The sequence below is a fragment of the Candidatus Aminicenantes bacterium genome, assembly GCA_026393795.1.
Classification (GTDB): domain Bacteria; phylum Acidobacteriota; class Aminicenantia; order UBA2199; family UBA2199; genus UBA2199.
The window spans coordinates 1-14,022 of record JAPKZL010000190.1 but is presented as its reverse complement, the minus strand read 5'-3'; the positions used below and the strand labels follow the sequence as shown (position 1 = coordinate 14,022).

The window sequence follows — 14,022 nt, the reverse complement described above, 5'->3', positions numbered from 1 at the left end:
AGCCACCCTGGGGGCCGCCGTGGATGAGGAATACCAGCGGGTACTTTTTGTTGGCGTCGAAAAAAGGCGGTTTGAGCAGAAAACCTTCGACCATGTCGTCCTTGGCGCCCTTGAAGCGGAAAATCTCGACCCGATTCATTTGCACATCTTTAAAGAGTTCCTGGTTGAAACGGGTCAACTGCGTCTGCCGCCGGCGCCCAAGGTCAAATTTGAAGATTTCCTGGGGCATGGTCACGTTCTGGAGCAGATAGATCAGGGCTTTGCCGTCCGGGGTCAGGCACAGCGAACCGGCGTTGACGGCGGGAACGACCGGATCGATCTTTTTCGTGGCGATCTGCAGTTTGAATATCGGCTCGTAGATGCTTTGCGACGCGGTGAAATAGATAGTTTTACCGTCGGCGCCGAAGATGAAACTGGCGATGGTGTCGGGAAAGGCGGCGGTCAGGTTCTGCAGCACCCCGGTTTTCAGGTCGACCAGGATGATGTCTTTTTTGTCGGACTCGAAACCCGGCCGGCGCATGGAAAGATAAGCCAGATAGTTGCTGCCGGGCGCGAAAACCGGGTTGGCGTCGCAACCCGGGTTGCCCTGACTGACATTTTTTTCCTGGCCGCTGCGCAAGTCGCGCAGGTAGACGTCGTTGTTGGTGGAAATCGCCACCATGGGGTCGGTGTTCTTCACGTAGGCGAACCAAGCGCCGTCGCCGGAAAACAAAAAGTCCTGGCTGCCGCCCAGGTCCAGGGGCGGCGTATCGAAGTCGCCCGGGGTCAGATCGCTGAAGTCGCCGCCGGGGGTATGCTGAAAAACATGGCTGCGCTTGCCGTCCCGCCAGGAATCCCAGAACCGGAACATCAGGCCGGTCAATAGTTTGGCTTTGACTTTTGCTCCCTCCGCTTTCTTTTCTTCGGCCACGACTTCGGCGAACGTCCGCACTCCCGGCCAGACATCCTTGACGAAGGCGATGGACTTTTGATCGGGAAGCCAAATGAAATTATCGACTCCGCCCGGGACCGAGGTAAGGGCCTTCGCGGCGGCGGGATTTTTCAGCTCCAGCGCGTAAATCTGCGCTTCGTCGGTGCGGTTGGAGACGAATGTCAGCAGTCCCGATTTGAGGAAGCGGGGATTGAAATTGTTTCCCTTGCCGTCGGTCAGTCTCTTGATCGTCAAGCCGGCCGCATCGGCGGCATACAGGTCGGTCTGGAAGGCGTTGCGGTCGATGTCGGGCGTTTTGACCGCGAACACGATCCATTTTCCGTCCGGCGACACGACCGGGGCGGAAAGGCGGCCGGCGGAAAATACGTCGGTGAAGTTCAGGGCTCTTTTTTGCCCCCAGAGCGTAAAGACCAGGCAAAGAGAGAATAGCAATGTCGAGATTTTTTTCATTTTATTTCTCCAAAGATAGGTTTGAAAAAAGGCCGCAGGAAACAGTGTGCGTTTCCTGCGGCCGGCCAATTACCGAAGGGATGTAATGGTGATCTATTTTCCCTGTTCGTAGTCTTCTTTGGGCTGGATGCGCAGGATGATGAAACGGTTGGGCGACACTTTGTTGGTCAGAGGATTGATGAGGTCGTATTTTCTCAGCAAAAACACGTAGTCCTTGTCGCCGCTGGCCGTGGTGATGCGGACCACGCTTTTGACGGTGACGGCCTTGCCGGTCATCAGCTCCTGGTTCTGTTCGATGCTGGTGGACATGGTGACCATCTTCTTCTCCACTTCCACCTGCTCTTTCATCTGCGTGTATTCCACCTGGGCTTGCTTGTAGTTCTGGGTTTCAGCGAGCACGTCCTGCTCGCCGGCGTCGATCTGTTTCTGCAATTCGGCTTTTTGCCGGCTGCCGCGGGTCTCGGCCAGCTTGGTTTTCAGCACGTCCAAGGCATCTTTTTTGTCCTTGACCACGCCGATCTGCTTGTCTTTCTTGGCCTTGATCTCGGCCAGGCTGGAGATCAATTGCTGCAGGATGAGGTCCTCGCTGACCGGGGCCTCCGAGGAAACCAGTTTCCAGGATTTGAACTCCAGGGCCATCGGTTCCGCTGCCATAGAGGCCATCGTGTCCCTGTCCTTGGCTTTCATGGCCTGAAAATATTTTGAGAGCGTGATTTCCTCAGGCTTCTGACAGGATGTGGTGATCATGATCAGCATCATCAGGGCGGCCAGTACAAAAATTTTTTTCATACGACTCCTCCTTAAAATTTTTTTATTATGGAACGATCCGCAAATGGGGTATCGACACTTCCCTTTATGCTTTTTTCGCCTGTTTTGTTCATCCATGTGATTATAAGTAAATAAAAAATCAAATGCAAGCCACTTTCGCAAAATTAATCAAAAAACTAAATTATCGCCTTTGGTATGGGGGCGGGCTAGTTTTGCATGTCCAGAATGAAATCGGCAGGGTTCAGGGGCTTGTCGAAGTAACGGACCTCGTAATGCAAATGGGGGCCGTTGCTCCTGCCGGTGGTCCCGACATAACCGATAACGTCGTAACGCTTGACGCGCTGGCCTTCCCTGACGTTAAACCCCGAAAGATGGCCGTAGCGGGTGGTATAGCCGAACCCGTGGTCGATGATGATCATTTTGCCGTAGTATTCCTTGGTTTCGGCGACCAGAACCACGCCGTCGGCCGGGGCGATGACCTTGTTGCCCAGCTGGGTGGCGATGTCGAGGGCGGAATGGAACTCATAGCGGCCGGTGAAGGGATGGACGCGGTTGCCGAACGCTCCGGAGATGTAGCCGCGCGTGGGCCAGATGGCCGGGGTGGCCGCCAGCTGCAATTTTTGCTGGTTGACCATGCTTTCGACCGACTTGAGCGATTCTTCTATCAGTTTTGCATTTTCCCTGATTTCCTTGGTCTTGGTCAGCAGGTTTTGCTGGGGCAGGCTGGTGCCGGGAAACGTCGTTTGCGGCGCGGAAAAACCGCCGCCGAACGGGTTGCTGGAATCGGGGCCGCCGCTGCCCACTTCCTTCAGGGCCAGGGGATACGTCAGCCCGGTGGCCACAATGATCCTTTCCTTGTAGGTTTCCATGTTTTTCAGTCTCTGGTTGAGGACATCGATGGTCGAGGAGAGGGCGCTGATTTTTTGCTGCTTGTCCTTGGTATCCAGTTCGAGGCGCTTCATTTTTTGCTTGTCCAGAGTCATGGTCAGATACTGGAATATGATGAAGCCGAAGAATACGACCAGGAACGAAAAAGCCAGTATGGCGTTTTTGATGAATTTTGCCGAGACGGAGAATTCCTTGTTGGTGGACTTGGCGTCGGAAACGATGATGACCGAGTAGTTTTGGTTTTTAGTTGCGGCTTTCATGGCTTACGCTCGAACGTGCTGCCCCCATTGTACGGCAAGAAAAACGATTTGTCAATCATGGGCATGGGTCATTGGGCGACGACCTTCCTGATTTTGTCGGCAATGCTTTCCAGCGGCGTTCCGGGGGGAAAAACTTCCTGGACGCCCAGTTTCTTCAGCTCCGGCAAGTCTTCTTTGGGAATGATGCCGCCCAAAAACAGCGGCGGCGGCGGCACCTTCTTTTCCGAAAAAACCGCCATGATCCTTTTGCACAGCTGCAAATGGGCGCCGGAAAGGATGCTCAAGCCGATGATGGCCACGTCTTCCTGAATCGCCGTGTTGACGATGGTTTCCGGCGATTGGCGCAAGCCAGTGTAAATGACCTCCATCCCGGCGTCGCGGAGGTACTTGGCCACGATTTTGGCGCCGCGATCGTGCCCATCCAGGCCGGGTTTGGCGATTAAAACTTTCACTCTGTGCATTTTCGTCAATTCTGCTATAAAAAAATTAAAAAGTCAACCGTTTGACTTGACATTGTTATTGAAAAAGTGCTAAAAAACAACTATCAAGGAAAAAGCCAGGAGGATGCAGGATGAAAAAGAAAGTCATTGCCCTTGCTGATAACAGCTACACCATCCGCCGGATCGTGGAATTGTCTTTTTCCGAAATTGAAAATATTGAAGTGCACAGCTTCGAAAATGGGGCCGGGCTGAAGGAAAAATTGCTGCGCCTGGAGCCGGACGTGGTCATTGTCGACATCAAATTGCCCGAAATCAGCGGCTACGACATCTGCCGGTACATCAACGAGACTCCGGTGCTGAAACGCAGCCGGATTTTTTTGATGAAGGGCAGTTTTGAAGCCGTCGACAATGAAATGATCAAAAATCTGAAATATGAGGATATCGTCACCAAGCCTTTCGATTCCAACGCCCTGGTCAGCGCGGTCATGAAAAACCTCGGCCAGGATGAGCAAAAGACCGCCGCCGAATTCGCCGAAGAGGAACCCAGTTCGTTCCCGGAAGACATCATGGAGATCGAAACCGATGCTCCGGGCGGCGAAGGCATCAATTTTGCGGATATTCGCCTCGACCTCAACGTCCCGGCCGGTGCGGGCGGCAGCGGCCCGCAGAACCAGGTTCCGGAAAGGGATGAAATCCTGCCCTCGGAGGAAATCACGCAAGGGACGCAGCCGGCCAAGGACGCCTTGCAGCCGCTGGAAGCGGAGGACTCCATTCAGAACCCGTTCAAGGAAGAACCGCTGGCCGAAGAGGCGAAGTTTCCCACCGACGACAAGAGTGCGCCGCTGACGGCCAGGCCGGAAAAAACCCCCGTCGCTCCGGGTGCCCCGGCGGAAAGCATGTTCCGTGACATCTCGGATGAATTTCACGAACGCTTTCAGAAAGCGACCGCGGAGGATACGTCCGATGCCCCGGTCAAAGCCTCCCTGGAAGCGACCCGGATGGCCGACCGCAAGGATTTCAAATTTTCCATCGAGCGGGATGACGAATTGCTCTCCACCGGCAAGAAAGACGCGGCAGGACCGCTGACCGATTTCGTTGGCGGCGCTCCCAAGAAAACCATGTACACGGAGAAGGACGAGATCTTTGATTTCGGACCCTCCAGCCAGAAACAGGGCAAGGAAAAAGGCGCCGAGGGGCGAGTGGAGAAACTCTCCGCCGAGGAACTGTTCGTACAGAAGATCCGCCCAGAAGCGATTTCGCCGGAAGCGGAATTAAAGAAACTAGCGCAAGCACCCCCTCGGGAGCGCGAGCGCGAAGCGAAAAGCGAGCCGCGACCCGATGCCGGGTTGACGGTGGGTGAAAAATTGGACCTGACCGGAAAACTGGAAGACAAGCTGACGTTAACCATAAAAGAGCTGATCTGGGAAATCGTCCCCTCTTTGGCCGAAAAAATAATCAAAGAAGAAATCGACAAGATCAAAGCCGAAGCGAACGACACCGATTTTTAATTTTTCTTTGGAGTTTTAACGTGGCAGAAATAGACATGGAAAAAGCTTATGATCATTTACAGACCGAAAGCGATTGGTACCGGAAATGGGAAGCCGGCGGCTTGTTCACTCCCGATGTCCATGCTACCGGCGTGCCATTCTCGATCATCCTGCCTCCGCCCAATGTGACCGGTTCGCTGCACATCGGCCATGCCTTGACCCTCTCCCTGCCCGATATCATCGTGCGCCGGAAGAAGATGCAGGGTTTCAACGTGCTCTGGCTGCCGGGAGTCGATCATGCCGGAATCGCCACCCAGATGATGGTGGAAAAGAACCTGAAAAAGGAACGGAATCTGAGCAAGGAGGACCTGGGCCGGGAAAAATTCCTGCAGCTGGTCTGGGAATGGAAGGACCTGTCCGAAAAAAAAATCGTGGCCCAGATCAAAAAGCTCGGCCTGGCGCTGGATTGGAGCCGGATGAAATTCACCCTGAGCGACGAGATGCAGCAGGTCGTGCGCAAGGTTTTCGTGCAATTGTACCGCGAAGGGAAAATTTACCAGGGCACGTACATGGTGAACCGCTGTCCCAGCTGCAAAACGGTTCTTTCCGATTTGGAAGTGGAGCACAAGGAAGTGCATGGGCGCCTGACCTACATCCGCTATCCATTGTGCCAGGATCCCAAGCGTGGGGTGGTGGTGGCCACCACCCGGCCGGAGACCATGCTCGGCGACGTGGCGGTGGCGGTCCATCCCAAGGATGCCCGCTATAAGAAGTTGATCGGCAAGGAGGTCCTCCTGCCCCTGACCGGCCGGACCATTCCCCTGGTGGGCGATGAGGACGTAAACAGGCAATTCGGTACCGGGGCGGTGAAGGTCACTCCGGCCCATGACCCGGCCGATTTCAAGATCGCCTTGAAGCACCACTTGGAGAAGATCGTGGTCATCGATGAACTGGCGCGCATGACCGGCCCCATTCCGGAAAAGTATGTCGGCCTGGACCGTTTCGCCTGCCGGCAGCAGGTCCTTGAGGATCTGCGGGGATTGGGCTTGATCGAAAAAGAAGAGGAGTATACCCATAATGTCGGCCATTGCCAGCGCTGCGAGACGGTGGTCGAGCCGAACATTTCCCGGCAATGGTTCTTGAAGACCGCCGACCTAGCCCAGCCGGCCATCCGGGCCGTCATGGAAAAGCAGATCGTTTTCATCCCCGAAAAATGGAAAAAAGTTTATTTCAACTGGATGGAAAACATCCAGGATTGGTGCATCTCCCGGCAGTTGTGGTGGGGGCACCGCATCCCGGCTTACTATTGCCAGGACTGCCAGGAGGTCGTGGTGGCCGAGGCAGCTCCCGCGAGCTGCCCCAAATGCTTTGGTTCGCGTCTGATCCAGGACGACGATGTGCTGGACACCTGGTTCTCGTCGGCCCTGTGGCCGTTCACGACCCTGGGCTGGCAGGACCAGAACAATGATTTCAAGATTTTTTACCCGACCTCCATCATGGCCACTGCTTTCGATATCATCTTTTTCTGGGTGGCGCGGATGATCATGATGGGCATCCATTGCGCCGGAGCCGTACCTTTCCGCGAGGTGCTGATCAACGGTCTGATCCGCGACGAGAAAGGCCAGAAGATGAGTAAAACCAAGAATAACGCCGTCGACCCGCTGGAGATCATCCGCGAATACGGCGCCGACGCCCTGCGCTTCACCCTGGCCATCCAGGCGGCGCCGGGCATGGATATCTCCCTCTCGGTCAACCGCATCAAGGGCTACAAGGCCTTCGCCAACAAGATCTGGAACGCCTCGCGCTACGTGATCATGAACCTGCGCGGCGACGAGGATTTCCAGATTGACGTGAGCCGGATCAGCGATGCCGACAAATGGATCCTGCAGCTGCTCAACGCCACGGTCGAAAAGGTGAATGTGCTGTTCGACGAGTACCACATGTACGAAGCGGCCGACCTCATCTACCATTTCATCTGGGATGAGTATTGCGACTGGTACCTGGAATTTTCGAAAAACGACCTGGAAAGCCCCCACACGCGGTCGGTACTCAAGCTGACCCTGTTCCGCATCCTGCAGCTGCTGCATCCCTTCATGCCCTACATCAGCGAGGAGATCTACCAGAAGATCAAGACCGACAAGGATTTTCTGCTGCAGACCGAGTTCCCCGCCTTCAACAAGGGCTTCGTGTTCCCCGAAACGTTCGCTGCCGTCGAGGTGTTGAAAAAAGTGGTGGCCGAAACCAGGAAGACAAGGACGGAAAACCGCATCGAACCGAACAAGAAAATACCGATCTACCTCACCTGCGATTCGCCGGCCGAACGAGAGCAACTGCTCAAGCATCTTAGATACTTCGATTTCCTCGCCCGCAGCCTGAAAACTGAAATCGTGGATGACTTGTCGGTCTTGCCCAAGGGATTCAGGGGCGTCAGCCAGAATTGGGAAATCCTGCTGCCGTTTGCCAGCGATGAGGACCGCTTGCAGGAATTGCAGCGGCTTTCCGGCGAACACGACAAGTTGGGCAAACTGATCGCCCAGATGGAAGGCAAATTGAGCAACAGCGAATTCGTCGGCAAGGCGCCGGCCGAGATCATCCAGAACTTTAAAAAGAACCTGCAGGAATACATCGAAAAGAAGGCCAAGATAGGCAAGACCATTGACGACCTGTCCTGATCATTTCAACCGCATCCACCTGGCCGCCTGCGAGTCGACCAGCGATTATCTGAAACAAAACATCGCCCGGTTCGAGGCCGATTTTCCGCTCATGGTCAGCGCCGCCGTTCAGAGCGCCGGGCGCGGCCGGGAAAACCGCGGCTGGAGTTCTCCGGAAAATCTCGGCATTTATGCGACTTTCGCATTCCTATTGCCCGACAACCGGGCTTTGTCGCTCCTCGCCCTGGCCGCCGGCGTCGCCGTGATCGGCATGCTGGAAAGCTGGGCCGGCGGGTCGTTCGCCTTGAAGTGGCCCAACGATGTTCTGGTGGCGGGGGGAAAAATCGCCGGCATTCTTTGCGAAACCGTCGTCAAGGGCGAGCGCATCGTTTGCCTGGCCGGCATCGGCATCAACGTCAACCAGCGCCGAGAAGATTTTCCGCCGGAGCTGCGCGAGCGGGCCGCTTCATTGCGCCTGCAAACCGGCAGGGAGTGGCCGGTCGCCGAGGGGCGCGAGCGCCTGGCAAAGGACATGGCTTTTTGGCTGCAGAAACTGACTCCGGAGCGCGGGTCGGAAATCGTCGGGCGCGCCCGCGAATTGAGCGGTTCTTTTCTGGGGCAGGCGATTTCTTTTCATCACCAGGGGCGGGTTTTACGGGGAATTTTTTTGGATATTGCTGACGATGGCGGGTTGTTGTTGGGTTTGCCAGGTGCTGAAAAAAAAATATTTTACAGCGGCGAACTGGGATGAGCAAAAAGGATTGATTGTCAGTTTAAAACAGGTATCAGACTTTGAAGACCACGTTCAACTGGCAGAGGGTGATCTCATCCTCGTTGTGCAATTCGTGCTTGACCCCGGTTTGCAGCTTGTTGCCGTTCAGGAATGTGCCGTTGATCGCTCCCGGTTCCTCGGATAGGTAAAACTTGCCGTCCTTGTACAAGACCTGCGAATGTTTGCGCGAGATGTATTTTTCCTCGTCTTCATCGGTCAGGTCGATGTCGGGGACGAAGCCGGTGGTATAATCGCGGCGGCCCAGGACCGTCTGGGTCTTGGTCAATTGCACGATGCGGTTCGAACGCTGAATGACCAGGTAGGCCTTGACTTCCGGGCCGATCTTTTCCGCGGTCTGATCCTCTTTCTTGATTCCCTTCTCGGGCGCTTTCGCCGCCGCCGGCGGTGCGGAAGCGGCCAAGGTCATCAGCACCGACTGGATCTTAATGTGCTTTTCGCTCAGTTTTTTCAATACCTTCAGGGCGATGTCCGGCATCTGCTTGAGCATCTCGGTCAAGGAGACATAGGGAATTTTGATCATGTCCGCGTCCTCGATGACCTCCACCGTGTAAATGGCGTTCTGGTCGTTGTTCAACGACTCCTCGCCGAAGAAATCGCCCTTGCCCAGGGTGGTCAGGATCGGGCCGTTGTCGTCGCTTTTGAGCTGGATCTTGCCTTTGTTGATGATGAAAAAATCGGTCTGGGCGTCGCCTTTTTTATAGATGATGCTGCCGGCCTTGTATTTGGTTATGAACTTTTTCAGCACGTCCATGGTTTTTTTTCGGGTAAAAAATATTTTATATAAGATATTTTCATTTGTCAATTTTTATTTGCGTTTAATTTTGCAGCCCCGGGCGGCCGGAATGATTGCCATGGAGCCGGTTTTATTCTAAAATACCGAAAACGACGGGCCCGCTGTCGCGTTTTCATAAACATGAGCTCAAAAAATGAATTTTCGTTCCTGTTCCCGGCCGCGAAGGCAATCCGTCGGCAGGAGCATTTCCTGGAAATACAGAATTTGTGCTTCCCGCTGGAAATCACGAAAAAATACGATTTTCTATTCGATGCTTTCAAGATCAGAAACAAAAACCGCGGCCTGGAGGTCATCGGCCAGGAAAAAAAAGCGCTGCACGCCGAAGGGTATGAAATTGAGAGCAGTCGCAACCGGATCACCCTCTGGGCAAACTCGCCGCGCGGACAATTTTACGCCTTGTCCACCCTGTTGCAGATCCTGGCTTTTCACATGCCGGATGGCCGGATGCCCGGCTTTTTCATCCGCGATGCCCCCGACCTGCCTTGGCGCGGTTTCCGGCTTGATGCCGCCCATGGAGCCTTTCCCCTGTTGCCCGAACTGCGGCGCCTGCTGGTGAAGCTGGCCTTGCTGCGCTTCAATCTTTTCGTCATCTCCCTGGGAAACCCGGGCAGTCCCGGCGCTGAAAAAAGCCGCGTCTTGGATGAAGTCAGCCAGGTCGCGATCCTGGCCCAGAAAATGGGGATGGAGATGTTCCCGGCCATCACCATCGGCAGGGAATTTTCCCAGTTTGTAAAAACGGTCCGCGCCGACGAATGGCATGCGGCGATCATGGCTTCCTTCCGCTCGCCATGGCTTCTCATCGAGTTCGGAGAAAATGACGAAACGGCAGCGGCGGCGGTGAATTTTGCGCATTTGGCCGATGCCTACCGTTTTTTCAGTTCGCTGGGGAAAAAGCTCCTCGTCCGGGCGGACGGTTTTCTGGCGGCCCCGGAATTGATCAGGAAGATCCCCCAGGACGTGTTCGTGCTCAACCGCGGCGAGACGATCGAAAAAAGCGATGCTTTCAGGCAAAAGGCCGGACCTTTCAAGAAACATCATCTCACGCAAGTATTGGGCACGGCCGCCTGGAGCGGGGACAGGTTCATCCCGGCCATGCGCCGAAGCATGGCCAACAACGCCGCCGCCTACGCGGCGGCCCGGGAAGAAAAACTGGCCGGGGTGGTGATGGCCGGCGGCACGGAAAAAGGCGAAGGCGGTTTTTTGGAAGGGATCGCGTTGCCGCTGTTTCACGCCGGCAATCTTTTTTGGAGCGGGCAAGCGCCCCGGCCCGACGCCTTTGCGCGCTGGGCGTTGGGTCACGACGAACCCGACCTGTTCAGGATCTACACGTTTTTGTCCCAGGTGGACAACCCGCTGCAGCGGACGCAGCGCGAGTATTTGTTCGAAGATCCTTTGCTGGCCAATTTTTCCAGGCAGGATAACCAGCGCGAAATCGTATCCACCTATCGGAAGGCTTCCCTGTATCTGAAAAAAAGAAAAATCGCCCGCAACGAGATGAGCGATTTCTTGAGCTTTGCCCAGCACCTGTATGAGTTCATCGCCGCCAAGATCGAATTTTCCAGCCGGCTGCTATCCCGCCTGGGCCCTGACGGCGCGGACGAGAAAATTCCCCTGGACGCGGACCGGCTCATCGCGGAAGCCGAAAGGCTGAAGAACCTGTACATCAACCTGTGGCTGGTGCGCTGCCAGCCGGAAGGCCTTGCCAGGCATATCAGGGAATTCGCCTTGCTGCAGGAACGGTTCCGCTACCTGCAGCGGGCCAGCGCCCAGCCGGCGGCCAGAAAAAACCTTTTACTTGAATTTGGCAATTATTCTCCGGCCAGCGGGCCCGGCGCCTTGGAGCGCCCCGATGTTTTTTAGCCAACGGTCCTACCCTTCCATGTTGCAAGCAGGGGGGAAAAAAATTATGATGACTGTCATGAAAACCAGAAAAAGTTGCTTTTCAATTCACATCCTCGTCATTGCTTCGGCCCTTCTTGCTTTCGCCGCCGGGCAGGAGCAGCAGAAAGAGTACGTCCAGGTGGTCAACGTGGAGTTGATCCTGCGCGTGCTGAAAGACGGCGCTCCGGTCGCCGGGCTGAAGAAAAGCGACTTCACCCTCTACGAAGACGGCGAGCGGTGTGAAATCAACGGCTTTTTCGAGAACCACCGCCGCATCGCCCATGCCGGCGAGCAAAAAAAACAGTTGCAGCAACCGCGGCTTTACCTTTTGTTTTTTTGGGTCGGCAACCCGGCCGCAGACGTCGCCGGCGTGCTGGACGAGTTCTTCACCAGCGTCTACCGCGAGGGGGACCGGGTGATCCTGAGCACTCCCCTAAAAACCCTCGAGTTGCCGTCGCCGGAAGCCATAGCGGTTACCCGCGCCGCCTTCCTCGAGCAATGGCGGCAGGAAGCGAAGGACAGCCTCTCCTTCCGGCTTCAGTTTCATGGGGAATTGAACCGGCTGCTCGAGGAGTTGGTCAGGAGATTGGTCGAAGAGATTGCGAAAACAAGTGAAACGAGTGCCTTCAGCGAGCAAGAAGATACGTCGCTTGAAAAGGAAATAAATGCCTTCAGCGCGCAATACGCCATGGTGGTTCAGGAATACCAGATCCGCGAACTATCACCCGACATGACCGCTTTCGAAGCGATGGCCCGCTCCTTGATCCCAAGCAAAAATGACAAGTTCGCCCTGGTCTTTTTTCAGCATGACACCCAGCCGCTTTTTGATGTGGCCAATGTGCGCGGCTTTTGCATGACCAAGAAGATTCCCGAGGGCATCGCCAGCAAGCTGGCGGATGCCTTGGCGAAGATCGAGGGCCAGGCGAAAAACGCTTTCAATATCCGCATGGTCTCGGAACAACTCAAATCGTTGTTCATTCAAGCCAACATCCAATTCCATCTGCTGTTTCTCAGCCCCTATCGAAACGAAGGCCATGGTGATGCCAGCTCTTTTTTCGCACTCACGAAAAGCGAAGAAATTTATTCGAAATGGGACCTGGTCATGCAGGAGATCAGTAAAAATAGCGGCGGACTCAGGCTGAACGGCGACAACATGATCGACGCTCTCGATCAGGCCATCTCATTTGAAGACGTGTATTATCACATGACCTATATCCCCCGGGCCGAGGGGGGGGGGAAACGGCAAATTGACATTCGCGTCAATCAACCGGGAATGCAGGTGATCTACGGGCGGACGCTGGAAATGAAGGAACTGCCGCTGGTAAAAATCGCCGCCATATCGGCCACTAGCCAGCTCATTCGCCTTGAAATCAACGATTTTTACCCCATCGCCAGGGAAGGAATTCCCACCGGATTCGTGCATGTCGACGTGAACGGCAGGCAAGCCGACAATGAGCCGCTGCGGCTACTCCTTTTCCAGGGCTGCGAAACCGATGGTACGATGGAGTTGCCCATTGCCTTTCCGCAACCGGGCAGTTGGGATCTCGAGGTACGGGTCATCGATCAGGTCACGGGGCGGCAGGACGTGAAAAAGGCAAAGGTTGAAATAGCGGCGGCCATGCCAGCCCCGGTTCCGGGCAAAGGCCCCGATCCCGTTCTGACCGCGCTGCTGGCCAGAGCGGCCGCGTACGCGGAAAATCTGAAGGGAGCGGCTTTTCACTTCATATGCCGGGAAAATGTGAGCGAAGCCTTATTTTATCCGAACCCCATCGACACCCGCATGCCCGCTGTCCCGCGAACCGACTGGGTATACGATTATCAGATCGTCGGCCGGAACGGAAAAATCGAGGAAAACCGGGTGCTGCTGGAGAAAAACCGGGAGAAATTTCGTCAGCCGAACGCCCAACTGGAAACCATGTTCCATTCGTATTTTTCCTTCTACATGCCGGTGACCATGCTGGCCAGGGAAAAGCAGCGTTTGTATCAGTATCGTCTGCTGGGCAAAGAAAAAGTAAATGACAAAAACGCCTGGCATATCGCCGCTGTCTGCCGCAAGCCCGGAGCGATCCCCTGGGGAGACATCTGGATCGGGGAAGAGGATGGGACGGTCCTGAAGATCCGGGTGGATCAAACGTCAATCGTCGGCTTCGAAAAACTGGCCCAGAGAGCGGTCGAGCGGGGGCTCCTGCCGGCGATCACGACCGTTCACGAATACGACCTGGAAAAGCATGGGATCCGCTTTCCCAGCAAGACCACATTCATTGAACAGTACAATTCGAACTCGGCGGTCGTCGTTCGACCGCTTCCAACCGCAGGGACGGAAAACACGGTGCGCGAACCTTCCTCTTTCGAGCGTTCGCGAACGTCTTTCGAATACCGGGACCACCAGTTTTTCTCCGTATCGACCAAAGCCGTGGAGAAGCCCGAGTAAGCTCGGATAACGGACGGCGGCACTAGCGCAATTCGAGGAAGCGGAATTCGCCGCTGCTGAGGGCGCTCCAGACGCGCGCATCGACGAATCCCGGCGCCCAGCCCGGCGAGCTGCTTTCTAGGGGGATGTAGTATCCCTTGTTGGTGATGAACAGCGCCGACATCCCCGGCTGCGGCGTGCGCCTGACCAGGAGGATGGTGTGCTTCAGCCCCTGGCCGGTGATGAGCGCCAGCGCCGGCTTCTCCCTTT

General features: G+C 55.5%; 11 protein-coding genes. 5 read left to right on the top strand and 6 right to left on the bottom strand.

The window, feature by feature from the left end; translation table 11 throughout:
* From NTW95_09010 to NTW95_08995, 4 genes are all read right to left on the bottom strand, one after another.
* On the bottom strand, positions 1 to 1,381 hold a 1,381-nt coding region (locus NTW95_09010), incomplete at its 3' end, for a hypothetical protein (protein ID MCX6557550.1).
* 93 nt (positions 1,382 to 1,474) lie between these two features.
* Positions 1,475 to 2,170, bottom strand: a complete 696-nt coding sequence (locus tag NTW95_09005; protein MCX6557549.1) for a hypothetical protein — start codon at positions 2,168 to 2,170, stop codon at positions 1,475 to 1,477.
* Positions 2,171 to 2,355: 185 nt separating this feature from the next.
* The gene (locus NTW95_09000; GenBank protein ID MCX6557548.1) at positions 2,356 to 3,297 is read right to left on the bottom strand and encodes a M23 family metallopeptidase; all 942 of its coding nucleotides are present in this window, start codon (positions 3,295 to 3,297) and stop codon (positions 2,356 to 2,358) included.
* 68 nt (positions 3,298 to 3,365) lie between these two features.
* Entirely contained in the window at positions 3,366 to 3,758 is a 393-nt protein-coding gene (locus tag NTW95_08995; protein ID MCX6557547.1) for a cobalamin B12-binding domain-containing protein, read from the bottom strand.
* A gap of 110 nt (positions 3,759 to 3,868) precedes the next feature.
* Here NTW95_08995 and NTW95_08990 point away from each other — a divergent pair, with 110 nt between their 5' ends.
* The 3 genes from NTW95_08990 to NTW95_08980 are packed head-to-tail and all read left to right on the top strand — an operon-like array spanning position 3,869 to position 8,626.
* Positions 3,869 to 5,245, top strand: a complete 1,377-nt coding sequence (locus NTW95_08990) for a response regulator (protein ID MCX6557546.1) — start codon at positions 3,869 to 3,871, stop codon at positions 5,243 to 5,245.
* 20 nt (positions 5,246 to 5,265) lie between these two features.
* Positions 5,266 to 7,896, top strand: a complete 2,631-nt coding sequence (locus tag NTW95_08985) for a valine--tRNA ligase (protein MCX6557545.1) — start codon at positions 5,266 to 5,268, stop codon at positions 7,894 to 7,896.
* On the top strand, positions 7,880 to 8,626 hold the full coding sequence (locus tag NTW95_08980) for a biotin--[acetyl-CoA-carboxylase] ligase (protein MCX6557544.1): 747 nt from the start codon (positions 7,880 to 7,882) through the stop codon (positions 8,624 to 8,626). Before NTW95_08985 ends, NTW95_08980 begins: the two co-directional genes overlap by 17 nt.
* 34 nt (positions 8,627 to 8,660) lie before the next feature.
* Here the strand turns inward: NTW95_08980 and NTW95_08975 are convergent, their stop codons facing one another.
* Positions 8,661 to 9,419, bottom strand: a complete 759-nt coding sequence (locus NTW95_08975; GenBank protein MCX6557543.1) for a cyclic nucleotide-binding domain-containing protein — start codon at positions 9,417 to 9,419, stop codon at positions 8,661 to 8,663.
* Positions 9,420 to 9,581: 162 nt separating this feature from the next.
* On the opposite strand from NTW95_08975, the gene NTW95_08970 reads away from it, so the two are divergent.
* Together NTW95_08970 and NTW95_08965 are read left to right on the top strand one after the other, a co-directional pair.
* Positions 9,582 to 11,321 (top strand): hypothetical protein, encoded by a 1,740-nt coding sequence (locus NTW95_08970; protein ID MCX6557542.1) that lies wholly within the window; start codon positions 9,582 to 9,584, stop codon positions 11,319 to 11,321.
* A 58-nt stretch (positions 11,322 to 11,379) separates the two neighbouring features.
* On the top strand, positions 11,380 to 13,773 hold the full coding sequence (locus tag NTW95_08965) for a hypothetical protein (protein ID MCX6557541.1): 2,394 nt from the start codon (positions 11,380 to 11,382) through the stop codon (positions 13,771 to 13,773).
* Between the two features lie 22 nt (positions 13,774 to 13,795).
* Here the strand turns inward: NTW95_08965 and NTW95_08960 are convergent.
* Positions 13,796 to 14,022 (bottom strand): hypothetical protein (locus NTW95_08960; GenBank protein ID MCX6557540.1); only part of this gene is annotated, 227 nt, incomplete at its 5' end.

What these genes read in the sequence shown, in the direction of transcription:
- NTW95_09005 (MCX6557549.1), bottom strand. Translation starts at nt 2,170, where the DNA reads ATGAAAAAAATTTTTGTACTGGCCGCCCTGATGATGCTGATCATGATC.
- NTW95_09000 (MCX6557548.1), bottom strand. Translation starts at nt 3,297, where the DNA reads ATGAAAGCCGCAACTAAAAACCAAAACTACTCGGTCATCATCGTTTCC.
- NTW95_08995 (MCX6557547.1), bottom strand. Translation starts at nt 3,758, where the DNA reads ATGCACAGAGTGAAAGTTTTAATCGCCAAACCCGGCCTGGATGGGCAC.
- NTW95_08990 (MCX6557546.1), top strand. Translation starts at nt 3,869, where the DNA reads ATGAAAAAGAAAGTCATTGCCCTTGCTGATAACAGCTACACCATCCGC.
- NTW95_08975 (MCX6557543.1), bottom strand. Translation starts at nt 9,419, where the DNA reads ATGGACGTGCTGAAAAAGTTCATAACCAAATACAAGGCCGGCAGCATC.
- NTW95_08970 (MCX6557542.1), top strand. Translation starts at nt 9,582, where the DNA reads ATGAGCTCAAAAAATGAATTTTCGTTCCTGTTCCCGGCCGCGAAGGCA.
- NTW95_08965 (MCX6557541.1), top strand. Translation starts at nt 11,380, where the DNA reads ATGAAAACCAGAAAAAGTTGCTTTTCAATTCACATCCTCGTCATTGCT.